Source organism: Nannocystis sp. (assembly GCF_016714285.1).
In the GTDB taxonomy this organism is placed as follows: domain Bacteria; phylum Myxococcota_A; class Polyangia; order Nannocystales; family Nannocystaceae; genus Nannocystis.
This window is the reverse complement of record NZ_JADJNN010000015.1, coordinates 126588-148326: the sequence shown is the minus strand read 5'-3', so window position 1 is coordinate 148326 and position 21739 is coordinate 126588. Positions and strand designations below refer to the sequence as shown.

At 70.2% G+C, this 21739-nt stretch carries 20 protein-coding genes and 1 pseudogene; 10 read left to right on the top strand and 11 right to left on the bottom strand.

What is annotated here, in order from left to right; genetic code table 11:
• Positions 1-544 precede the first annotated feature (544 nt).
• The 6 genes from IPJ59_RS24690 to IPJ59_RS24665 all read left to right on the top strand — a co-directional run bounded on the left by IPJ59_RS24690 (position 545) and on the right by IPJ59_RS24665 (position 6953).
• Positions 545-2764 carry a hypothetical protein gene (locus tag IPJ59_RS24690; RefSeq protein WP_293273553.1) on the top strand — a complete coding sequence of 740 codons (2220 nt, stop codon included), beginning with the start codon at positions 545-547 and terminating at the stop codon, positions 2762-2764.
• Between the two features lie 372 nt (positions 2765-3136).
• Positions 3137-3931, top strand: a complete 795-nt coding sequence (locus IPJ59_RS24685; RefSeq protein ID WP_293273552.1) for a formylglycine-generating enzyme family protein — start codon at positions 3137-3139, stop codon at positions 3929-3931.
• A 524-nt stretch (positions 3932-4455) separates the two neighbouring features.
• Complete coding sequence (locus IPJ59_RS24680) at positions 4456-5196, top strand: P-loop NTPase family protein (RefSeq protein WP_293273551.1); 741 nt, start codon at positions 4456-4458, stop codon at positions 5194-5196.
• Positions 5151-5540, top strand: coding sequence for an AAA family ATPase (locus tag IPJ59_RS24675; protein ID WP_293273550.1), 390 nt, complete (start codon positions 5151-5153; stop codon positions 5538-5540). The genes IPJ59_RS24680 and IPJ59_RS24675 overlap by 46 nt, the downstream gene beginning before the upstream one ends.
• A gap of 582 nt (positions 5541-6122) precedes the next feature.
• On the top strand, positions 6123-6365 hold the full coding sequence (locus IPJ59_RS24670; RefSeq protein ID WP_293273549.1) for a hypothetical protein: 243 nt from the start codon (positions 6123-6125) through the stop codon (positions 6363-6365).
• 75 nt (positions 6366-6440) lie between these two features.
• Positions 6441-6953 (top strand): hypothetical protein, encoded by a 513-nt coding sequence (locus tag IPJ59_RS24665; RefSeq protein ID WP_293273548.1) that lies wholly within the window; start codon positions 6441-6443, stop codon positions 6951-6953.
• On the opposite strand, the gene IPJ59_RS24660 is transcribed toward IPJ59_RS24665, so the two are convergent.
• The 7 genes and pseudogenes from IPJ59_RS24660 to IPJ59_RS24640 form a co-directional block, all read right to left on the bottom strand.
• Complete coding sequence (locus IPJ59_RS24660) at positions 6954-7088, bottom strand: hypothetical protein (RefSeq protein WP_293273547.1); 135 nt, start codon at positions 7086-7088, stop codon at positions 6954-6956. It abuts the gene before it with no gap.
• A gap of 81 nt (positions 7089-7169) precedes the next feature.
• Entirely contained in the window at positions 7170-7850 is a 681-nt protein-coding gene (locus tag IPJ59_RS38080; RefSeq protein ID WP_366524675.1) for a tetratricopeptide repeat protein, read from the bottom strand.
• A gap of 106 nt (positions 7851-7956) precedes the next feature.
• Positions 7957-8235, bottom strand: a pseudogene (locus IPJ59_RS38075) (tetratricopeptide repeat protein); the annotation flags it as partial.
• A 60-nt stretch (positions 8236-8295) separates the two neighbouring features.
• Positions 8296-8475, bottom strand: a complete 180-nt coding sequence (locus IPJ59_RS24655) for a hypothetical protein (protein ID WP_293273546.1) — start codon at positions 8473-8475, stop codon at positions 8296-8298.
• Between the two features lie 233 nt (positions 8476-8708).
• On the bottom strand, positions 8709-9752 hold the full coding sequence (locus IPJ59_RS24650; protein ID WP_293273545.1) for a serine/threonine-protein kinase: 1044 nt from the start codon (positions 9750-9752) through the stop codon (positions 8709-8711).
• A gap of 328 nt (positions 9753-10080) precedes the next feature.
• A complete protein-coding gene (locus tag IPJ59_RS24645) occupies positions 10081-10710 on the bottom strand; it encodes an RNA polymerase sigma factor (protein ID WP_293273544.1) in 630 nt (209 codons plus the stop codon).
• 140 nt (positions 10711-10850) lie between these two features.
• The gene (locus IPJ59_RS24640; protein ID WP_293273543.1) at positions 10851-11306 is read right to left on the bottom strand and encodes an archaemetzincin; all 456 of its coding nucleotides are present in this window, start codon (positions 11304-11306) and stop codon (positions 10851-10853) included.
• 836 nt (positions 11307-12142) lie between these two features.
• Here IPJ59_RS24640 and IPJ59_RS24635 point away from each other — a divergent pair.
• Complete coding sequence (locus IPJ59_RS24635) at positions 12143-12439, top strand: hypothetical protein (RefSeq protein ID WP_293273542.1); 297 nt, start codon at positions 12143-12145, stop codon at positions 12437-12439.
• Positions 12440-12484: 45 nt separating this feature from the next.
• On the opposite strand, the gene IPJ59_RS24630 is transcribed toward IPJ59_RS24635, so the two are convergent.
• Together IPJ59_RS24630 and IPJ59_RS24625 are read right to left on the bottom strand one after the other, a co-directional pair.
• Complete coding sequence (locus tag IPJ59_RS24630) at positions 12485-13936, bottom strand: NHL repeat-containing protein (RefSeq protein WP_293273541.1); 1452 nt, start codon at positions 13934-13936, stop codon at positions 12485-12487.
• An 85-nt stretch (positions 13937-14021) separates the two neighbouring features.
• Positions 14022-15260, bottom strand: a complete 1239-nt coding sequence (locus IPJ59_RS24625; RefSeq protein WP_293273540.1) for an erythromycin esterase family protein — start codon at positions 15258-15260, stop codon at positions 14022-14024.
• Between the two features lie 191 nt (positions 15261-15451).
• On the opposite strand from IPJ59_RS24625, the gene IPJ59_RS24620 reads away from it, so the two are divergent.
• Genes IPJ59_RS24620 through IPJ59_RS24610 form a run of 3 tightly spaced genes read left to right on the top strand, consistent with a single transcriptional unit; the run spans position 15452 to position 18785 of the window.
• Positions 15452-16882: a protein adenylyltransferase SelO family protein gene (locus tag IPJ59_RS24620; RefSeq protein ID WP_293273539.1), complete on the top strand. Its 1431-nt coding sequence runs from the start codon at positions 15452-15454 to the stop codon at positions 16880-16882.
• Between the two features lie 32 nt (positions 16883-16914).
• Positions 16915-17841, top strand: coding sequence for a rhomboid family intramembrane serine protease (locus tag IPJ59_RS24615; RefSeq protein WP_293273538.1), 927 nt, complete (start codon positions 16915-16917; stop codon positions 17839-17841).
• 2 nt (positions 17842-17843) lie between these two features.
• The gene (locus IPJ59_RS24610) at positions 17844-18785 is read left to right on the top strand and encodes a DNA-methyltransferase (RefSeq protein ID WP_293273537.1); all 942 of its coding nucleotides are present in this window, start codon (positions 17844-17846) and stop codon (positions 18783-18785) included.
• Here the strand turns inward: IPJ59_RS24610 and IPJ59_RS24605 are convergent.
• Both IPJ59_RS24605 and IPJ59_RS24600 read right to left on the bottom strand, forming a co-directional pair.
• A complete protein-coding gene (locus IPJ59_RS24605; RefSeq protein ID WP_293273536.1) occupies positions 18718-20556 on the bottom strand; it encodes a hypothetical protein in 1839 nt (612 codons plus the stop codon). The genes IPJ59_RS24610 and IPJ59_RS24605 overlap by 68 nt on opposite strands.
• Positions 20557-20714: 158 nt before the next feature.
• A complete protein-coding gene (locus tag IPJ59_RS24600; RefSeq protein WP_293261041.1) occupies positions 20715-21149 on the bottom strand; it encodes a hypothetical protein in 435 nt (144 codons plus the stop codon).
• Positions 21150-21739: the final 590 nt, after the last annotated feature.

Below are 21739 nucleotides of genomic sequence, written 5' to 3'. Positions count from 1 at the left end.
ATAATTCTCTCCCCCCGCAATCTCGCCGCGACGCCAAAGGAACTACCGCGACACCGCTCGCCATGTCTTTCCAATCGCGCACCCTCCCATCCCTCGCCATCCTCACCCTGTTGCACGCCGGGGCCGCCGTCGCTGCGCCGCCGCCGGAGTCGCCGTGGGGCTTCGAGCGCTGCGACCTGCAGGGCTGGAGCGCCACGGGCACCGCCTTCAGCAACCAACCGATCGTCGGCAACACCGTCGCCGCGCGTCGGCCTGGACCTCGCCCGGTCAGCTCGGCCGCTGCTGGGTCGGCACCTACGAGGGTGACAACGGCGACGCCCGACCGGCACCCTGCTGTCCGACCCCTTCGTCGTCACGGTCCCGGAGATCAGCTTCCTGGTCGGCGGCGGCAACGACCTCCAGCGCCTGCGCGTCGAGCTGCTCGTCCGCGTCGCGCCCGGCGAGCAGCCCTTGGCGCCGGCGATCCTCGCTCGGGGCCCGCGTCACCCTCCCCGACGGCGAGTACGTGGTCGTGCGGGCCGTCACCGGGCGCAATGACGAGACCATGATCCGCCAGGTCTTCGATACCCCCACCTATATCGGCCGCACCGCGCGGCTGCGCGTCGTCGACAACGCCAGCGGCCCCTGGGGTCACATCAATGTCGACGACTTCTTCTTCGGCCCGGTCGGCGACCTCGTGGTCACCGGCATGGAGGTCACCCAGGCGATCCAGGTCCCCGATAACCGCATCCCCCTCATCGGCGGCAAGCGCACGCTCGTCCGCGTATACATCCGCGGCGTCGAGGATTCGCGCGGCCGCTGGGACGCCGTCACCGGCACCCTCGCCGTGCGCAACGTCGGCGGCGGTTCGGCCGGCGAGCGCGTGCTCGGCCCGATCACCAACAACTCGAGCAGCACGATCTCCGTCACGCCATTGCCCGGCGACCGCAACATGGTCACCGGCAGCCTCAACTTCCTCCTCGACTTCGACCAGACCACGCCCGGCGAGCGCGACCTCGAGGTCCGCGTCTCGTCCGTCACCCAGCGCGCCGAGCAGTCGCTCACCAACAATGTCCTGGCTCGCCGTGTCCGCTTCGCGGCGAACCAGGCGCTGTGGTTCTACGGGGCCACCTACGCGACCACCTCGACCACCAACCCCCTCGGCAACCAGGCCGCGCCGCCGTTCTCGGACTTCAACGAGCACGTCGATTACACCCGCAGCCTGTTCCCGGTCTCGTCCGCGACGGTGGTGCCCGCGTATATGCTCGGTTCGCCGCCGACCTTCGACTGGGCCGACGATTCGGCCCACGCGCGCGAGGCCTATCAGTGGGCCGTCAACACCGTCGCCCGCCTGCCCCAGGGCCCCGAGCACGGGCTTTACATGCTGATGCCCGACGCGCGCTGCGGCTGCGGCGTCGAGTACGGCGGGCTCAACGTGATGTTCGGCCACAACGTCCGCGGCGGTCAGGGCGGCGAGGTGATGGCCCACGAGGTCGCCCACTTCTACGGCCTCCTCCACGTCCACGACTCAAACGTCATGAGCGCCGACCACCAGAACGATGGCCCCACCTGGGAGGACCACCCCTACGCCCACGCCGCGATCGGCCCGAACCCCGGACTGCGTACATATGCCTCGCGCAGCTTCCAGATCGTCCCTGCGACCTGGAACGGCGGGCACACCCACGACATCATGTCCTACGCGCGGCCGCAGTGGGTCTCGCCGCACACCTACTGTCGCCTCATCGATCGCACCACGAACGGCGCGCTGCGCTGCCCCGACGGCGCCGAGCGGGCCGAGCTGCGCCGCCCCGCGCCCGCGTCGACGATGCTGGGCTTCGTCGCGCCGCCGCCGGGTATGTGGGCACTCCAGGCTCCGCCCGCCGAGCGCCCCTGGCTGCTGGTCCGCGGCACGCTGCGCGGCGACAAGGCCAGCTTCGCGCCCTTCGAGCAGATCTTTCGCCGCGAGGATCTGCGCAGCACCTCGCAGGGCAAGCGCTACAGCCTCACCCTGGTGGACAGCGGCGGCGCCGCGCTGCTGCGCCACGACTTCGACGTTGTGGCCCACGACGCCAAGCCCGGCGCGCCGCAGCCCTTCGCGGTGATCGTCCCGTACGACCCGGCGACCGCGAAGATCGTGCTGCGCAGCAAGAACAAGCCAATCGCCGAGCGGATCGTCAGCGCCAGCGCGCCGCAGATCGACGGCCTCACCTTCGACCCCAAGCTCGCCGCCAGCGGCTCCGCGCCGCTCACGTGGACCGCCAAGGACAGCGACGGCGATACGCTGGTGCACTCGATCGAGTACAGCCCCGACGGCGGCGACAGCTGGCGGCCGGTGGCCGTGGCGCAGTCGCAGCCCAAGCTCGCCGTCGATCTCCGCGATCTGCCAGGCGGCGACGCGGCCGTGCTCCGCGTCCTCAGCTCCGACGGCGTCCGCACGACCGAGGCCCGCACCTCGAGCTTCGTCGTCGCCCGCAAGCCGCCGCGCGTCAACCTCGACGCGCCCACGGATGTGACCGGCCCGGGCGCGAAGCCCATCGCGCTGACTTCCGCGAACCCGCTGGTGCTCGCGGGGACCGCGTTCGACCTCGAGGACGGCCCGATCACCGCCGCGTCCGCGTTTCGCTGGCGCTCCGATCGCGACGGCGAGCTCGGCCAGGGCCCGTGGATCGTGCTGCGCAAGCTGAGCCCCGGGAAGCACCGCATCACCCTGCGCGCGACCGACAACCACAAACAATTCGGCGAGGCCGCGGTCACGCTGAGCGTCCAGGGCCCGCCGGCCAAGTGAGCAGCGAGTGGGGGGTTCGTCCATCCGCGTGCAGCTTGACATGCCCCGGGCTTCCGATTTCATCAAGGTATGCCCGCATGGAAACTACCGGCCATGGCGCGGTCATGTGCGGAACTTTCGTTTAGCTGCGCGAGCATCGCTGTTCTGGTCGTGGCCTGCGGTGGATCCCCGGTCGGATCGAGCGAAACGACGGCTACCAGCGCGACCATCGACACGACCAGCAACGGCACCGGGACCACCGCTCCCCCAGCCTGTGAGACCGACGATGCCTGCCCCTGCGGAACGTTGGGGTGCGCGTGTCGTCCTGACCAGAGCTGCAACGTGGGCACCTGTACAGCAAACACGGGCACCTGTACGGAGGAGCGCGATGGGATGATGCACGTCCCGGCGGGGCCGTTCTGGATGGGTTGTCACGAGGGTTTCGATACTGACGAATTCTCCGGTTCCTGTGCCAAGAGCGAGCTCCCGTACCGCGAGGTCACGGTGTCGGCCTTCTGGATCGATCGCACCGAGGTGACCAAGGGGGCCTATCGAGAGTGCCTGAACGCTGGGATCTGCGTGCCCCCGCCCAAGTGGGACGTGGAGTGGAACCGGGGTGTAGACGGTATGAGCAATTTCGTCCCAGCCCTCGCCGAGATGCCGGCCGCGTCAGTAACCTGGTCTCAGGCAAATACATATTGCGCGTGGCAGGGTAAACGCCTACCGACCGAGGCCGAGTGGGAGAAGGCAGCGCGAGGGACCGATGGCCGCAAGTATCCATGGGGCATGGATGAACCGACTTGCGAACACGCCAACTTCAAGCCCTGGGACATCGCCGGGAACAAGCCCGGTCCCGAATGCCCGTACCGCGAGGAGTACCGCACGCTGACTCCGGTGGCGATGTTCTGTATGCGCGGAGCATCGGTATACGGTCTGTGCGACATGGCAGGCAATGTCGCCGAATGGGCCGCTGATGGCTACGACTCCGCCGGATACGCTGCGCTGCCCACGGTGGATCCGCTGCGCGAGCCGACCGGGGAATCAGTGGCTCGCCGGGGTGCGGGGTGGGGCGCCTGGTCGTTGAGCGCCGTGGGCTATTCTCTGGCGACATCACGCCACAAGGGCGGCGGCAAAGACGATGAGGGGGAGACACGTGAGACCGGATTTCGTTGCGCTCTCGATGGCTGAGCGACGGGCTCCTCGGACCCTTCCAGGCTGCGAGGCCTCCTGCTACCCTCGCTATCGGTCCCCCGCGCTCCCTGCCACCTCGACGATCCGCGCGGGCGCTCGCCCGAGCCGCAGGTAGAAACTCGGCAGATTCGCTGTACGTCCGCTCGACGATATCGCCGCCGCCACCTCCAGGTCATCCCATTCATCGTGCCACGACACTGCATATCATCGGGGGATTCGGTCAGGTCGAGGCCATCCTCACCCCGGTCGTCAAGGGCCCGAGACCCGATCTCGTGGATATGGGGACCCGGCACAAGTTCTGCGTGTCGGGATTCAACACACTAATCTTGCTTTTCTACAGGTTCGACGTTGGATTTCGACCGGTCTCAACGAAGTGCGCATCTTGCGCCGCCACTCGGCTATCCGTTGGGCGAAAACTTGACTGCGCGGACGCATCTGGGTCATGAAACCAGCCGACAGACCGGCCACCCTTTCCTCTAGGACCATCCCTCTCGATGTCTGCGCCGAAGAGCCCCCCCACCGTGAAGATCCGGAGTCTTGAGGTCCGGAACTATAAGCGGCTTGATGCCCTTAGCATCGACTTCCCGGCTCCTGAGATGCCCGAGGATCTCGACATCATTGTTCTCGGTAGCCAGAATGGTGGGGGTAAGACGTCTGTTCTCGAGTGTATCGGGCTCTTGTTCCTCGCCACAACATTCGGTGAGAAGCTATTTCATCAAGCGGTACTCGACCGCGAAGGGTTCGTTGACCTCGCGGACCTCCTAATCCGCTCAGGTCAGACCGAAGCGGAGATCAACGGGACCTTCGCGCTTGATTCGCGAATGGTTGCAGTCCGTCTCCTAATCCGTCGACTCAAGGGGGGGGAATTTAGTCTAGAGGTTAAGGGTGACACAGGCATGCGAGAGGCCATGGCCAATCGCAGCGGAGAACAGGGAGGTCTGTTTCTCGCAGAAATGGTAGCCAATCTCCTTGCCCTTGGGGGAGAGCCTGTGCTTTCGCCGCCGCTGCTACATTTTAATAGCTATCGAAAGGTGCAGGAGGGCAACCCGGATCTCGCCGTGATGTCGGATCACTTCTCTCCGCGAGATCGACTTCGATTTACACGTCGTGGTGGACGGATGTCCGCGCTCAGCACGTTCAAGATGGAGATGCTGCGCTCCATCATCGGGCGGGCGGGCTCTTCGAGGGCACCGATCGCCACACTTCCGAGGAAACTGTGGATCTCCTCAACGAGCTATTGTTACGTTACGCCGGAGGTGTAATCGAAAAGTTACGGCCATTGCCCGACAATACTCTAGACTTTAGAATCCGTCCTCAAGGTGAAGCAGCCTCATTCGCATTCGATGGACTGAGCTCAGGGCAGAAGGAGATCGTGTCGACGCTCTTTTTGATCTGGCGCTACTCTCGTCGACAGGGTGTTGAGGTACCAGCAATCGTCCTCGTCGACGAACCGGAGCTCCACCTCAACGCAGAATGGCATGCGGATTTGTTGGAGCAACTGCGTAAGGTCGGACCCGACAACCAGTACATTCTTGCCACGCACTCGGAGCAGGTCTTCCACGCGGTGGACGCGGATCGGCGGCGCCTGCTTGTCCCGAATCAGTGAGGTGAACCGCCATGCGCGTCCTATCCGGAGTGTCTCAAGACGCGGTTCAACTCAAGGCGCAGCACGTCGTGTTCGTCGAGGGGCGTGACGACGCAGTATTCGATCCGAGTGTGCTCCGCGAGCTCTTGCGCCAGAACGAGATGGCAAGCGTTTCGGTCCGAGCGTTAGGTGCTTGCGAGAATATTCACCAAGCCGCCAAAGCGATGGTTGGTCATCATCCAAGCTATTATTTCTTGATTGACCGAGATGGTTGTCCCGATGCGTTTGTCGAGAGGAGCTGGGCGAATTTTCCTGAACCGGCCACACACAATCTGTTGGTTTGGAGAAAACGAGAACTCGAGAACTACTTCATCGATCCGTTGTATTTTTGTAAGTGCCCACACCTTCGGCTTTCAGAATCGGAAGTCCGGAAGCTGATCCTGGATGAGGCGAATCGCCGACTCGACTTCGAGGCCGCCATGTTGGTCTGGTTGGAAATGCGATGGAAGCTCCGCCAACCGCCGGGTGTGTGTCTGAAGCTGACACAAACACGACGAGATCGAGCGTTTGCTGGACCTTACATTGACGCGGATGAGAGGCGGAGTGGGCGACCTCGTTTTCGGCACCGGTCATTGGCTCGACGTCATGTCAGGCAAGGAACTGCTTCGTGCCACGATCGGGCCGTCGATGCGTGTTAAGGATCGAGCAGGTAAGTTCTTGCAAGGGGAGCGCTTGGCCATGGAAGTGGCGAAGTCACTGCTCCGCCTACCGCTGGGCGAGCAACCCCGCGATTTTCAGGAATTTGTTGGCGTTCTGGGACGGCGCCTTCAATCGCCCGCATCGTAATCGTGCCACGTGCCGTCATCCCGGGCGGCACTGGACGACTTGTTATCAGCGAACACCCGCGCTACTTTCCCCGCAATGTCCCGAGGCCCCTACCGCAGCGACCCGGCCGGCGTGTTGCACGTGATCGAGGTCGCCCGGCGACCGCTGCCTGCTGTCGGTGATGGCGTGCGGGTCGACCTCGGTCGCCTGTATCTCTCGGGCGAGGGATTGTTCTTCGTCTCAGGCTGGCAGCTCCACCGCGACAATGCGGTCGACGGCCTCATCGGCGCGCTGCTGGTCGCCGACATCGGGGCCATCGTCCGCGCCGCCCGGCGCTCGGCCGACCCCGCGACCGAGGCGGCGGGTCGGCGCCACCTCGACGAGTTGCGCGGACTCTCGCCCGAGCAGCAGGTCGCAAACTCGGCAGATTCGCTGCATGTCCCGATCGACGATATCGCCATCGCGACGATCGGGCGCCTGCTTGGGCCCCTGCGGGTCGTCACCCGCACCCAGGGTGAAGTCCATACATTCGAGCTCGACCGCCGCGACCGCAGCGCCGCCCGCACGTGGATCGCCGGCCTGCCTGGGCCGGGTTCGTCCCTGCGGTGATCAGCGACCGTGCCCCGCGAGCCAGCGCTCGACCTCGCCGCGCTGCTCCGCCAGGCCCGCGCCGCCAGCCGCGTAGACCGCGAGCGCCTCACGGGCCAGCGTGCGCGCGCGGGCCCGGTCCTGGTGGCTGTCCACAGCGCGCGGGCCAGCGTGAAGCGGATGCCGGCGACGTCGATCGGGTCGATCGAGGCGGGTGCGCCAGCGCCAGCGCCCGCGTCAGCACTGGCACCGCCTCGCTGGCCCGCCCGAGCGCGACCGAGGGCATCGCCGACCCCGTCCACGGCACCACCACCGCCGGGCACTGTGCGCCGCAGACCCGCTCGGCGATCGCCACCGCCTGATGGTAATGGCTGAGCGCCTCCGCCGGGCGGCCGAAACTCCATCAGGGACAGCGCCAGGTTGCTGTGCAGGGGGATCAGCGGCTCGTGCTCGCCGCCGCGGGTGCGCTCGGTGATCGCCAGCGCCTCGGGTCGTGGCTGAGCGCCTCGTCGCGGCGCCGAGCGCGTACAGGGCGCTGGCGAGGTTGCTGTGCGAGTGCGCGAGGTCGGCGTGGTCGGGTGGCAGGTGGGCCGTGCGGATCGCCATCGCTCGACGATACATCGCCAGCGCCAGCGCCGGCTCGCTCGGCGGGTCGGGGCACATGCCGACCGGCTCGGCGCACCAGCCAGGGGCGGATGATCGGGCCCGAACACTCGCTCGAAGATCGTACCGCAGTCGTGCCTGGGTCAGCGCCTCATCGATATCCCCGCTGCGAAACGCGAGCGCGCCGAGGTTGCTGTGGATCAGCGCCAGGTCGGGGTGATCGGGGCCCAGCGTCCGCGTCCACGCCTGCAGCACCGCCTCGTAGTGGGCCCGGGCTGCCGGCAGGTCGCCCGCCTGCGTGCGCGCGGTGCCCATGCTCATCTCGATCGTCGTCGCCACCGGATGCCGGGTGGCAGCGCCTCGCGGACGATCTCCAGCGCGCGCGTGTGCTGCTCCAGCGCCTCCGCGTGGCGCCGAGGTCGGCGAGCACGAAGCCGAGGTGATTGTGGGCCTGCGCGACCTCCGGGTGATCGGGGCCGAATGCTCGCAGTCGCAGGTCGAGCGCCCGCTCATGACATTCGAGCGCCCCGGCGAAGTCGCCGAGCTCACGCGATGCATTGCCCACACTCGTCCACGAATCTGCCAGCCGCGGATCGTCCGCGGACAGCACCTGCTGCTGCAGCGTGAGCGCGGCGCGAAACTTCGCCAGCGCCGGCGCGTACGCGCCTGCAGCCTTGAGCAGCGCCCCCTCGCCGCCCAGCAGCCGGGCTCCGCAGCGGCGGGTCGCCGACCCGGACCACCGCCGCGTCGGCGACCCGGCTCAGTCCTTCGCCTCCGCGAAGCGCCCGAGCTGCAGCCCCGCGACATGCATCAGATCGATCCATGCCTGCGCGAGCAGGTCGTCGCGCGTCCCTGCCGACGCGCTGCGGATCGCCGCGTGTAGCGTCTGCTCGGCCGCGAAGGGCTCACCGGCCGCGTCGTGCAGCTCCGCCGCCAGCACCAGCGCCTCCGCCGTGAGCGGCGGATAATCGAAGGCCCGCGGCCCGCGATTCGCAATACAGTGCCTGATCCCCCCCGCTCACATACTTGCCGGTGCTCAGCAGGGCGCGCGCCTGATCGAGGAGCCCGCGCAGCGCCTCGACCCGGCGTCGCACCTCGGGATCTTCCGGCGGCGCCACGGCCCGGGTCAGCGCCTCGATATCACCGCAGGTCGCGAGCGGCGCCAGGTCACCGCTAGCCTGCACCGCGTGCTCCACCACGTCGGCGTCGGCCCGGGCGAAGAGCAACCCGGACCAGTGCCCGCACCGCCTCGCGCCGCCGGTCGAGGCGGATCGTCCTGCAGGTCGAGCAACGCCATCGACTGCGTGTGCTGCACCTGCGTCGCCTCGCACGACTCGCGCCGCATCTCGCTCCACGCCGCGAGAGTATGCGTCGAGCTGCTGCTCGCTGCGGGTCCACGCCGCCGCCGCGAACGGCACCCCGGTGGCGAGGAAGGCCGCGTGGACCGCGTCGCGTCGCGTCGGGTCCCACAGGCCCTCGAGCTCCGGCGCCCCCGCGCGGGCGCAGGGCGGTTCGGCCGCGGTCATCAGCGCCGCCCGCTGGCCTCCGCGAGCATCCAGCCCGGCCGCCGCGGCCCACTAGCCTGGCGCGACCGGGCCCGCGCCCGAGCGCGGCCACCAGCGCGTCGATCGACGGCCAGCGCCGCGCTGGATCTCGCGCCAGCCCACGCATCACCACCCGCACAATCCGCATCGGCACCCGGCGCTCCGGCGGCGGCGACCTCGGCTCGCCGCGCGTGACCGCGTCGATCAGCGCCGCCACGGTCTCGCCCGCGAAGGGTCGTCGCCCATACAGCCCCTCGTACAGCGCGACGCACAGGCTGAACTGATCGCTGCGGGCGTCGGGCGGCGAGCCGAGGAATTGCTCGGGTGCCATGTACGCCGGCGTGCCGGCGAGGCCCCCCGTGGCCAGCAGCGCCGCGTCCTGGCCCGGTATCTCCGTACCTGTCCGATCGTACAGGCGAGCCAGTCCGAAGTCCAGCACCCGCACGCGACCGTCGACCCCGACGAGCACGTTGTCCGGCTTCATGTCGCGGTGCACCAGCCCCGCCGCGTGGGCCGCCGCCAGCCCGCGCCCGGCCTGCACATACACGCCGATCGTCTCGCCGACGCCGCGCGGGCGCTCGCGCTGCCACGCGCTCACCGTCTGGCCCTCGACGAACTCCATCGCCAGGAACACCCGCCCCTCGTGGATGCCGACCTCGTGGATGCCGACCACGTTCGGGTGGCCAGGCGCGCGAGCGCCTGGCCTCGCGCAGCAGCGGACGCCCGTCGCTGTCGGCCGCGCCGCGCAGCACCTGATTGCGACCTTGCGCGCGAGCCTCGTCCCGCGCCGCATACACCACGCCCATGCCGCCGGCGCCGAGCATGCGCAGTACGGTGAATCTCCATCTTCACCGGCGGCTCGCTGTCACCGGACAGCTGGGCCCGCAGCGCCTTGCGGTGGTCCTCGGCCGCGTCGGGGATCAGCGTCGGCGCGGCGCCCAGCGGCCCGCTGCCGGTCTGCGCCGTGCGCATCTGGGTGTCGCTGGACCCGGACTCGCCGCTCAACGCGCGCCTCGCGGCGGCGCTGGCAGGACCTGCTCGCGCAGCCCCCGGGCCCAGCCCTCGAGGTCGCTGTTGGTGCGCGTGAGCAGCTCCGGCGAGCTGGCCAGCGCGGCCAGCTGCGCGGCCAGCAGCTGCCGTCCGCGTCGCAGCCGCGTCTTGGCCGTGCCCTCGGGGATCTCGAGCACCAGCGCCGCGTCGGCCGCGGTCATCTGCTCCCAGTAGTGCAGCTCGAGCAGCGCCTGATACTCGATCGGCAGGCGCCGCAGCGCCGCGAGCATCAGGCGCTGCTCCTCGCGGGCCGCCAGCACCTCGCTCGGCGAGTGCCCGAGGTCGTGCACCGATACGCTCCCGAGATCGATGCGGTTGCGCCGCTGCGCCTCGTAATGTTTGCACAGCAGGCGATATGCGATCGCGTAGAGATAGGTGCGCAGGCTGGCCTCCCCGCGATACGCGGCCAGGCCCTCGAAGCAGGCGAGGAAGGTCTTCTGGACCAGGTCGCTCGCGACCACGTCGCCGACCTTGTTGCGGAAGAAGCGGACCACGCCGTCGTAGTGGCGCTCGAACAGGGTCGAGCCAGCGCCGCGGTCTCCGCGTCGCCAGGCCTCCACCAACGCCGCGTCGTCGACCATGGCGCGGCCACCTCCTACACCGCAGGCGCCGAACGTACTCGCGGGGTCTCAATCACCGACGATGCGGGCGAGCCTCGCCTCGCAGTCGTCGGCCTCGGCGACCAGGCCGAGCGGGCGGTAGAACTCCGGCGAGCCGGCGCTCACGCGCCGCGACGTCGAAGCCGACGATCTCGTGCAGCTTGCGCAGGCACTAGCGGGCACGGGTGCGGCGGGCTGCGGTCGGTCTCCTCGAGGCTGTTGCTGCCGTTCATCACGCAGTGGTTGTGGATGCAGTGGTCGATCGCAAACATGTGCCCGATCTCGTGGGCCATCAGCTTGCAGCCGCGGCGCAGGATCGTGGTTGCGGTGTCCGCCGCGCGCGGCTCATCGTAGAAGGCGGGGTCGTAGCGGGCGAAGCTGTACACGCCGACGCGCTCGAAGAAGCGGGCCTCGCCGAACACGAAGTTCCAGCTCGGGCCGGGGTAGAGGTCGGCCTGGGTGACACCGATCAAACAATAGGCCTCCGCGGGGATCCGCCGCTGCAGCGCGTCCAGGAGGTCGCCCGTGCGGTACTGCCGGCGGCCGCGGACGCGCGAGCGGGCGCGCAGGCTCGCCATCGTGATCGCCGGCCGGGCCAGCGCGGGCAGGCCAGTAACGATTGGCGAAGTCGACGAGGGTGGTCAGCGCCGGGCTGCCCCCGCCGAGGTCGCCGATCGGCTGGATCACGATCTTGTTGCGGGTGAGCCCGAGGCGGTTCGGCCGGGCCTTGAGGAATTGTGCGTAGGTCTGGCCCGACTCCGCGTGCGACGCGAGCCAGTCGCCCGGGCCCGGCCGCGGCAGCGCGGGCACCTCGTCGCCGAGCTCGAAGGCCCGCCGCAGCTCCGGCGGGAGCCCGTCCAGCGGACCTATCGCCGCGCGCCGGGCCGCCTTGCCCGGCGGCCTGAAGCCGGCCCGCGCCGCGGGGACCACGGCCCGCGCCGCAGGCACCACGGCGAGGGTCGCGAGCGCGGCGAGCAGGCTGCGGCGGAGCAGGGGGCATGGCGAGGGCAACGCGCGAGCGGGGGTTTGCGTTCCAATCGGTGATCGCGGCGGATGCCTGACCCGAGTGATCTCGTTCTTCCGTCGGCCGCCGTACCTGTAATCGTCGGTGTATTGTCTCCCGCGCATGCGGTACAGTCCGGGCGTGCGTGCCCGTCCTTGCGAGACTGTCCTCATAATTCTCGGCTCGGTCGGGGTCGCCACGGCGCCCCTGTCGGCGCGGGCGAATGGCCCGGTGGAGGCGCCCGCGGTGGAGCCACCGGCGGAGGCGCCCGCGCCCGCGGTGGCCGAGGAGCCACCGGCGGAGGCGCCCGCGGTGGAGCCACCGGAGCGTCCGAGCCCCGAGGCCGCGCCCGTCGTGACACCGCGGCCGCGTCGAGGGATCGGCTTGCTCAGCGCTGGCGTGCCGGTCAGTGTGCTCGGCATCGTCGGGCTCGGCATCGGCGGGGCGTTCTTGTATGAGGAACTGGACAGCGTATGCGCGGCGGAGCCGTGCGGGTCGGCCGGACGCGGCCTGAGCTTCTTCGGCGCGTCGATCTTCTTCTCGGGGCTGCTGGTCTTCGCCAGCGGCGCGGCGATGACAACAGTCGGGGCGGTCCGTCACCACCGCTATCGGCAATGGCGCGCGAAGCAGGTCACGCGGCGCTGGACGCCCGCGCTGGCCCGCTCGGCCCAGGGCACCTGGGTCGCCGGGCTCGGCCTGCGCTTCTGAGGCGTGGCGTGGCCGACATCGATGTGGGCTCTCGCCCGCCGCGATTCACTTCGGGATGATCGCGTTCTGCAGTCCGCCGCCGGTCATGTCCGAGTAGGTGTAATGATCGCCAGGGATGATGACCTGGGTCTTTTCGTAGGTGTTGGGGTCGATGCGATAGGCCCAGCCGCTGTAGTCGACCATCCATACGAAGCCGTCGACGTCGATGCTGACGCCGACCGGGGTGCCGCACTGCGGGAAGGTGTGAAACTGCACCGCCGTCATGGTGTTGGAGTCGATCTGGTTGAGGCCGCAGCCGTGGGTGCCGCCGGCGTTGCTGGCGACCCAGACCATGCCGTCGGGGGCGACGGCGACGCCGCGGTGGTTCTCGTTGGTGTTCGGGATCTGGTTGAAGACCTCGGCTTGGGCGTCGAACATGGCGACCGGGCCGTTGCTGTAGGGGCCGAACCAGGGGTTGCCCTTGGCGTCCACGGTCATGCCATAGAAGTTGATGCCGCCGCTCGGATAGCGCTTGACCTCGAGGGTCTCGCTGTCGATGCGGATGAGCTCCTGGTACACGTTGATCGTCCAGATGTAGCCGAAGCCGTCCGCCGCGGCGCCGTAGGGCGAGATCTGGCTGGTCCAGTTGTCGAGCGGGATGGTCGCGTCCTGCACGCCCGTCTCGCCGTCGAAGCGGCCGATGATCGCGTGCAGCGGCGCGTCCATCCAGCCGACCCAGACTTTCTGGTTCTCGTATTTGCAGGTCTCCTTGTTGAACTCGCCGGGCGCCCAGGCGGTGCCGCGCGGGCCGCCGTTGTAGCTGAAGGAGTTGACCGCGGTGTTCCACAGGACGCACTCATCGGTGCCCCACGGGAGCAGGTCGTCCTTGTTCTGCGAGGTGGTGATCATCCCGTCGGCGTTCTTGTCGACGCAATCGTCGACGTTGGCGGCGATCTTGGTCAGGCTGTAGCCCTGGCGGTTGGATACCACCACGAAGTGGCCGTCGATGTTGACCGAGGTGCGCGAGGTGCTGGCATTGCCGGGGTTCGGGTCGGCGTAATAGCGACCCTCCTCCATCAGGGTCTTGGTATTGATCTTCGATACGCTGCCCTGGCTGGTGTTGGCGACCCACAGGTAGCTGAAGTCGAAGCCGCCCATCTCGCCGGCGCAGGGGTCGACCGCGCCGGTGGTGCCGTCGCTGCTGCTGCCGGGCCCGCCGCTGCTCGCGTCCTCGCCGGTGCTGGTGCCGAGGCTCGCGTTGGTCGTGGTGAGCGGATCACCGCTGCTGCTGTCGCCCTGCGAGGCCGAGTTCGAGGCGCTGCCGTCGGTGGTGGTCGGCGTGGCGGTGTCGGTGGCGCTGCCAGTGCCGGTCCCGGCGCCGCCGGTGCCGGTGGCCGAGGCGCTCGCCTCGGTCTGCCCCGCCGAGCCGCTCGCGCGCGAGTCGTCGCCGCAGCCGAGCGCGAGGGCACCGTGAATGCCGATGAGGAAGAACCCGCGGATGCTGCAGCGAAGCGCCATCGCAGGACCCTATCACAGCGGGGAGAACTACGCGGGCGCCGGCCAGCGTCCAGATCGACAATGCGTGGAAGTGCGCTGACCTGCCTCACGCGCCGATGTGCTGGTAGCAGGGCCCCTCGGGGTATTGCCTCGCGTGCGGGCCGGCGGCCAGCGGCGTCGCGGGGTGGACATGTTGGACGCCCACGATCGCGTCGAAGGCGATCGCCGGGCGCACGCGAAGCTCGGCGATGTCGCCGTCGCCGGAGAAGCCGCGCAGCCGCTGCGGGCGCCCGAGGGCCGGAGCTCGCAGCCCTCGAAGCCCTCGCAGGTCGATCAGCGTGAAGGGCAGGGGGCCGGCGAGCGCGTCGTCGAGGCTGCCCGCGCGCGCGGGCGGCAGCATCGCGCCGCACAGGTTCACGGCGTCGCGGATGACAAGATGCGAGCCGGCGCCGACGCTGGTGGCGATCGCCCGGTAGTCGGCGGCGAGCCACTGGCGCAGGAAGTCGCCCATCGACGGGTCGTTGCCGGGGACCTCGGCGGCGATCCTGCGGTTGTCGGCCCACACCATCAACTTGCCATTGGGGCCGAGCTGCGCGAGCGACCACTCGACGCTGCGGGCGCGCATGAATTCGCCGGCCCGGTAGTCCCAGCTCGCGGCCAGGCGCCAGTACTGGGCGACGAGTTCGGCCTGCTGGCGGGCGGTGGCCCACGCGTCGCGGCTGGTCGCGGCGATCAGGGCGTCGCGGCGCTCGTCGAGGCGGGCGAGCACCGCATCGATCGCCCGCAGGTCGCCGCTGCGCAGCTGCAGCGTGGCCTCGGGCTCGTGGGCAGGATCGGCCTGCGCGAGCCAGACGCGCACGAGAGTGAGGGCGGTCTCGGGGTCGCCAGGGGCGAGGCCGAAGACCCGCAGGTCGGCGTGATGGGCCTGGTTGTGGCTGCGCATCCACTGCAGGACGGCGCGCAGCTCGTGGGTCGCGAAGGTGCGATCACCGAGCGTGAGCAGGGTGGCGTCGAGGTCCGCCGCGCCGCCGCGGACGTGGCGGTCGAGGGCGACCGCGGTGCTCGCGTCGACGTCGAGGGCGAGGCCGGTGAAGCCGGCCTGCTCGACGAGGAAGCGGAGGAAGCGGTGGTGCAGGCGGGTCAGCTCGCGCACGCCCGGCCCTGGTTGACCGAGGCCGACGACCCGCGCCGCGCCGACGATCGCCCGCAGGCCGGCGAGGTCGGTGAGCGGCGCGTCGGGGTCGTCGCCCTGCGGCTGCGCGACGGGGTCGATCGGCGCGAGCGCATCCGAGGTGAGGCGCGGGGCGCAGGCGGACAGCGCGAGCAGCAGCGCGAGGCGACGCACGGCCGCTCTATATCACGGGCACCGGCTGCGATGGCCCGGGCAGCGCGAGTTCATGTCGCGGCGCTGGCCCGGGCGACGCGATGCCAGGGCCTGCGACCTCGCGGCGCTGGCCCGGACAGGGCGCACAGTCACCTGTCCTTCGCGCCAGGTGCACGCTGGTCGCCGGGGCGGGCGCGTGGCAAGGTCGCGGCGTGCCCGTGTCCCCGCGCTACCGGCCCGATCCTCGCCACCAGGAGCTCGGTGAGGGCTTCGCCGATGTCGTCGCCGCGGCCCGCTTCCCGCGGCACGTCCTGCGCTTTCGCAACGACCGCTGGGCGGCGCGGGTCGGCCTCGACAGCTTGACCCCGGACGAGTGGGAGGCCCACCTCGCCGGCTTCGCGCCGCTGCCGGACAACCTGAGGCAGCCGCTGGCGCTGCGCTATCACGGGCACCAGTTCCGGTCGTACAACCCGGCGCTCGGCGACGGTCGCGGCTTCCTGTTCGCCCAGCTGCGCGACGCGGTCGACGATCGTTTGCTCGACCTCGGCACCAAGGGCAGCGGGGCCACCCCCTACGCGCGCGGCGGCGACGGCCGGCTCACGCTCAAGGGCGGCGTGCGCGAGCTCCTCGCCACCGAGCAGCTCGAGGCGCTGGGCGTCGACACCAGCAAGAGCCTGAGCCTGTTCGAGACCGGCGAGCGCCTGGTCCGTGGCGACGAGCCCTCGCCGACCCGCTCGTCCGTGCTGGTCCGCCTCAGCCACGGCCACATCCGCTTCGGCAGCTTCCAGCGCCTCGCCTACCTCGGCGAGCACGATCGCCTCGCGCGTCTGCTCGCGCACAGCGTCGCCCTCTTCTACCCCGACGCGCAGCGGCAAGGGCTCGCAGCGACCGCCGGCGAGTTCTTGCGCGCCGTCGCCGAGCGGGCGGCGGCCACCGCCGCGGCGTGGATGGTCGCGGGCTTCGTCCACGGCGTGCTCAACACCGACAACATGAACATCAGCGGCGAGAGCTTCGACTACGGACCGTGGCGCTGGCTGCCGCGCTTCGACCCCGGCTTCACCGCCGCGTACTTCGATGAGTCGGGCCTCTACGCCTTCGGCCGCCAACCCTCGGTCGTGCTGTGGAACCTCGAGCGCCTGGCCGAGTCGCTGCTGGCGCTCGCGCCCGAGGCTGTCCTTGTGGACAGCTTGCGGGTCTACGCGCCGACCTACGCCGCGGAGCTGGTGCGCCGCTTCCTCGCCCGCCTGGGCCTGCGGCCGCGCGGGGTCGGGCCCGACGAGGTCCTGGTCGACGCCGCCTACGCCTTCCTGCACGCCAGCCAGGTCGAGTACGACCGCTTCTTCTTCGACTGGTACGGCGGCGAGGCCAGCCAGGCCCGGGCGCTGGCCGGGCCGGCGGGTGGGCAGTACCAGGGCGAGGCCTTCGCCGAGCTGCGGCGGGCGTGGTCGGAGCACGAGCCCGTCGCCCCGCAGCGGCTCGCAGATCCCTACTACGCCGGCGCCGGCCCGTGCGCCCTGCTCATCGACGAGGTCGAGGCCCTGTGGTCGGCGATCGCCGGGCCCGACGACTGGGCCCCGCTGACCGCCAAGATCGCCGAGATCCGCCGCTTCGGGGCGCTCCACGGGCACGCACCCGCGGCCTGAGCGGCTGTGTTAGCTTCGGCCGCACCCCTCGCATGCGCTCGGCCGGCACGATCCGCGACAAGGCCCAGGCCCGTCGCTTCGCTGACTTCCTGCTCACCCGCGGGATCTCGGCGCGCCTCGATCTCGGCGCCGAGGGCTACACCGTGTGGGTCCACGACGAGGATCGCCTCGCCGAGGTGCGCGCCGAGCTGCCGCGCTTCCTCGCCGCGCCCGACGACCCCCGCTACAATCTCTCGCGCGCCGCCGAGAGCCTGCGCGAACAGGCCCGCCAGGCCGAGGTAGCTACCCCTCGCCCGGCGGCGCCTCGCCCCGCGCCCGCCGTCGCCAGCGGCGTGCCGGCGGCGGTCCGCGTCGGCCTCATGGGCACCCCGCTGGCGCTGGCGCTGATCGCCTTCTCGGTGGTGGTCGCGATCTACACGCAATTCGAACCGACCTACTCGCCGCGCCTGGCCAAGCTGACGATCGCCACCATCGAGCGCATCGACGTCGCCCGCATCGGCTGGAACGGCCTCGACGAGATCCGCGGCGGCGAGGTCTGGCGCCTGCTCACCCCGTGCTTCGTGCACATGAGCTTCATCCACCTGCTGTTCAACATGATGTGGATCTTCGACCTCGGGCGCCAGATCGAGGCCTCGCGCGGCACCCTCACCCTCGCGTTCCTGGTCCTCGTCCTCGGCTGCTCCTCGAACTACGCGCAATACCTCGCCGACGGCCCGTCGTTCGGCGGCATGTCCGGCGTGGTCTTCGGGCTGTTCGGCTATGTGCTGCTCATGGCCCGCTTCGCCCCCTCGGCCGGTATGGTGATGAGCGCCAACAACGCGCTGTTCGTCGGCATCTGGTTCTGCGTGTGCCTCACCGGCGCGGTCGGACCGATCGCCAACTGGGCCCACGGCGTCGGCCTGGTGCTCGGCCTCGGCTTCGGCGGTATCGGCGTATGGTTGCACGAGCGCAAGCGCTGAGCGTGGGTCGGGCGACCCTGGTCCACGCGGACTGCCTCGAATGGCTCCGCGAGCGCGCGGCCAATTCGATCCACGCGGTCGTCACCGATCCTCCCTACGGCCTGCGCGAGTTCAACGCGGTCGAGCAGGCCAAGCTCCGCGCGGGTCGCGGCGGCGTGTGGCGGATCCCCCCGGCCTTGGACGGCTGCAAGCGGATGCCCCTGCCGCGCTTCACGACGCTGTCGGGCCCGGAGCAGCTGGCGATGCGCGGCTTCTTCGCGGAGTGGGCCCGCCTAATCCTCCGCGTGCTGGTCCCGGGCGGTCATGTTCTCTTGGCCGCGAATCCCCTCGTCTCGCACCTCGCCTATATGCCGATGCTCGAGGCGGGCTTCGAGAAGCGAGGCGAGGTCATCCGCCTGGTGCAGACATTGCGGGGCGGCGACCGGCCGAAGAATGCGCACGCGGAATTTGCCGACGTCAGCGTGATGCCGCGATCGGCGTGGGAGCCGTGGGGCCTGTTCCGCAAGCCCTGCGAGGGGCTCGTGCAGGACAATCTGCGCAAGTGGAAGACCGGCGGGCTGCGCCGTGAATCCGCGCAGCGCCCGTTCACCGACGTGATCCAGTGTTCGCCCACGCGATCGTCGGAGCGTCAGATCGCCAACCACCCGTCGCTCAAGCCGCAGCGGTTCATGCGACAAGTGGTGCGAGCGGCGCTGCCGCTGGGCGAGGGCATCGTCCTCGACCCATTCATGGGCGGCGGCTCGACGATCGCGGCGGCCGAGTTCAACGGCTATCACAGCATCGGCATCGAGCAGGATCCACGCTATTTCCAGCTCGCAACAACAGCGGTGCCCCGGCTCGCGGCGTATGTGGTGCCAGGCGGCGTGGAGCCCGGCCTCACTCGCACAGCTCGCGCCAGCGGTCGTCGATCGCCACCGGCGGGCGCGGCACGGCCAGGCGGGTGAGCCGGGTCGGCGCCAGCCGCTGGGTCCCGTCCAGGCGCCAGCTGGCGACGTAGAGCTCGCCGACGCAGGCGCCGAGGCGCAGGCAGGCCTTCGAGCCGTCGTCGCGCGCGTCGCTCCACGCGACCACGAATTCCTCGCCGCTCGCCGCGATCGTCGGCTCGCCGAGCAGGCTGCTGGCGACCACCCGCGCGTCGAGCCCGAGCGGCCCGAACATCAGATCCGACGGCTCCTGCTGGCGGCCGTCGCGGTTGATTCGCTGCTGCACGTAAGCCCGCGCCGCCCCGCGCTCGCTCCACGCCAGCTCGCCCCAGTGCGGGTCGCCGCGCGACGGCGGCGACAGCAGCCCCGGCTTGTCGAGCTTGGCGCCCGTCTTGTCGAAGCCCTGGAGGTAGTAGGCCATCGCGTCGTTGGCGATCTCGCCGCGGGTGAAGTTCTTCTGGTAGGCCAGCGCGAAGCCAGGAGCTTGCGGCCACAGCTCGTCGAGCGAGCCGAAGCCCTCGCCGATCGCGATCGCCGGGGTGCTGGCCCGCCCGTCGGCGCCGAGGGCCTGGACGAAGCTCTTGCCGGTGTCGGTCCACGCGGCCCAGAACTCGCCGCTGCGCGGGTCGACGGCCAGCTGCGCGTCGAGGCCCGCGCTCGCGGCGAGGCGCACGGGCTCGCCGATCGCCGCGCCCGCGCGGTCGATCGCCTGGAAGCTCAGCGCCTGTCCGATCGGACCTGTCCCTTTGCTCAGGTAGAGCGCGGCCAGGCGATCGCCCGAGCGCGCCAGCGCCAGGCCGTAGGCGGTCGCCACGGTCGCCCACTGTCGGGCCGGACCGACCTGCCAGGCATCGTCCGCGCCGCGCAGCACTACCGCGTGCAGGGTCTCCGGCCCGGTCCCGTGCACGCGCGCGTCGACGGTGTAGAGGACCAGCGCGCCGCCGTCGATCGCGGCGACCCGGGCCAGCGCGAGGCCGTCGGCGCGGGCCAGCGACAGCGCCGGCCACCGGGGGGAGGGGGCGCCGGTCGGCCCGAGCCGCTGCAGGAACAGCTCGCCGCTTCGCCGCGAGGTGGCGCCGGTCACCGTCGTCTCTTGCGCCCGGTACAGCGCGAGCGTCCCGTCACCGGTGGCGCGCAGGTCGAGCGGCTCGATGGCGACGTAGCGCTGCTTCATCGCCAGCCGCTTCTGCTCGCGTTGACACTGCCACAGCGCCAGGTTGCCGCCCCGCACCGTCACCGCCACGGAGTTCGACACCAGCTCGAGCGCCGTCGCCCCCGGTAACTCCGCGGCGTCGGCCCGGTAGCGCACGCGCGCGCGGTAGTTGCCCGGACGCGCGTCGGCGAGGACCGTGCCGTAGAAGGGGAAGGTGTTGGGGCTGCGCTGCGCCGATATGCGTGCACCTGGCTCAAGGGACAGGATGTCCTGCTCCGGCACCAGCGGGTTGGTCATGCCGCAGCGCCCGCCGGGCACGCCGAGCACGTCCTGCACCACGGCGCCGCGCTCGTCGATCATCTCGAGCGTGTAGCCCGGGGCCCGCATGCCCTCCCACGATCCATCGAGCGGCGAGACCACGCGGACCCTGGCCGTTCCGTGGTTGACGAAGGTCAGCGTCAGCGTCGGCGGCTTGTCGCCCTCCCACACCTTCGGCGACACGGCGAGGCGCAGCTCGACGCCGTCGAGCCGCGTCGCGGCCGCGGGGTTCGGCGCCATCAGCGGGTCCGTCGCCGTAGCGAGGGTCGACCCCGCGAGCACGACACCGACGATCGACAGCACCGTGAGCAGGCTCCGCATCGAAGCTCACCGTACCAGAGCCCCGGACCGCCGCCGATCCCGCGGGCCCGCAAGATCGGCCGGCCCCACGGCGTGCCCGCGCGCTTCCATGCCAGACCGGCACCCGGCGTGACCTCCACCATCACTACGCGAATCGAGGCGCTCGAGCAGTCGTTGCTTCAACGCGCCGAATTGATCCGCAGGTCGGAGCAGCGCTGGGCGTCGACGTCGACCAGGATCGAGAAGTATTGCGACCCGCCGCCGCGCACCGATACGTACTCCGAGCGCCACTTGGGATGCCGGTCCCCTGTGCGGTCGAGGAAGAGATTGAGCCAGAGCATTCGCTGCCCCTGTTCGCCGCGGAAAGCCACGACCTGGCGGCGATACTGGTGCAGCATCGCCATTATCTTCGGCACCTGCTCGGCTTCGTCGTCGACCGACGGCAGCGTCGGGATGCAGGTCGTCAGCAGTCGATCGGCGCCTTCAAGCTCCTCCAGCGTCGGCGGCCACGCCGTCGCTGCGGCCGACACACCCACGCGCTCGGCGACCTCCGCCGGAAGGATCGCCCGCTCGACGCTCGTCGGCGCCGACGATGGCTCGGGGCAGCGGTCCATGCAGGACCCAGACGCGCAACGCCCCTGCGTCGCGCATGGCCGGGGAAGCGCCGGCGACGGTCGTGGCGGGCACTGAGCCGAGGCGCAGTGCTCGCGGACCCAGCCGGCGCGCCACTCGACGTATTGCTTGCCGAACACACCCAGCGCGAGGCCTGTGTCGCAGCAGCCGTTGCTCGGATCGACGAAGGGACCGGGGACGCACTCGTCGTCGCTCTGGCAGGCGAGCGGACTCGGCGCGCCCGGCGGGGCGAATTGCGCGGGTTCGCTGTGCGTCGTGGTCTTTGCAGGACAGGCGTCGCAGGCCGCGAGGGCGAGCGACGTGATCAGGGCGAGCGAGATCACGAGAGGTTGCGCCATCGGCCGATCGTACCCCTTCACCGCGGCGGACATATGAATCTCTCCACGCGGCCCGTGAAGCCTGCACGTTCACGCCTCTCAGCCCGCGCTGGCCGTCTACCCCGAGATCGTGGCCGCTCCGCATCGCAGCTCACCGTACCAGAGCCCGGACCGCCGCCGATCCCGCGGCCCGCAAGATCGGCCGGCCCCGCGGCGTGCCCGCGGCGGGTTCGCGGTGTTAGGCTCGCGGCCGC

What these genes read in the sequence shown, in the direction of transcription:
- IPJ59_RS24690 (WP_293273553.1), top strand. Translation starts at nt 545, where the DNA reads ATGATCCGCCAGGTCTTCGATACCCCCACCTATATCGGCCGCACCGCG.
- IPJ59_RS24685 (WP_293273552.1), top strand. Translation starts at nt 3,137, where the DNA reads ATGATGCACGTCCCGGCGGGGCCGTTCTGGATGGGTTGTCACGAGGGT.
- IPJ59_RS24665 (WP_293273548.1), top strand. Translation starts at nt 6,441, where the DNA reads ATGTCCCGAGGCCCCTACCGCAGCGACCCGGCCGGCGTGTTGCACGTG.
- IPJ59_RS38080 (WP_366524675.1), bottom strand. Translation starts at nt 7,850, where the DNA reads ATGGGCACCGCGCGCACGCAGGCGGGCGACCTGCCGGCAGCCCGGGCC.
- IPJ59_RS24645 (WP_293273544.1), bottom strand. Translation starts at nt 10,710, where the DNA reads ATGGTCGACGACGCGGCGTTGGTGGAGGCCTGGCGACGCGGAGACCGC.
- IPJ59_RS24640 (WP_293273543.1), bottom strand. Translation starts at nt 11,306, where the DNA reads ATGGCGAGCCTGCGCGCCCGCTCGCGCGTCCGCGGCCGCCGGCAGTAC.
- IPJ59_RS24630 (WP_293273541.1), bottom strand. Translation starts at nt 13,936, where the DNA reads ATGGCGCTTCGCTGCAGCATCCGCGGGTTCTTCCTCATCGGCATTCAC.
- IPJ59_RS24615 (WP_293273538.1), top strand. Translation starts at nt 16,915, where the DNA reads ATGCGCTCGGCCGGCACGATCCGCGACAAGGCCCAGGCCCGTCGCTTC.
- IPJ59_RS24605 (WP_293273536.1), bottom strand. Translation starts at nt 20,556, where the DNA reads ATGCGGAGCCTGCTCACGGTGCTGTCGATCGTCGGTGTCGTGCTCGCG.
- IPJ59_RS24600 (WP_293261041.1), bottom strand. Translation starts at nt 21,149, where the DNA reads ATGGACCGCTGCCCCGAGCCATCGTCGGCGCCGACGAGCGTCGAGCGG.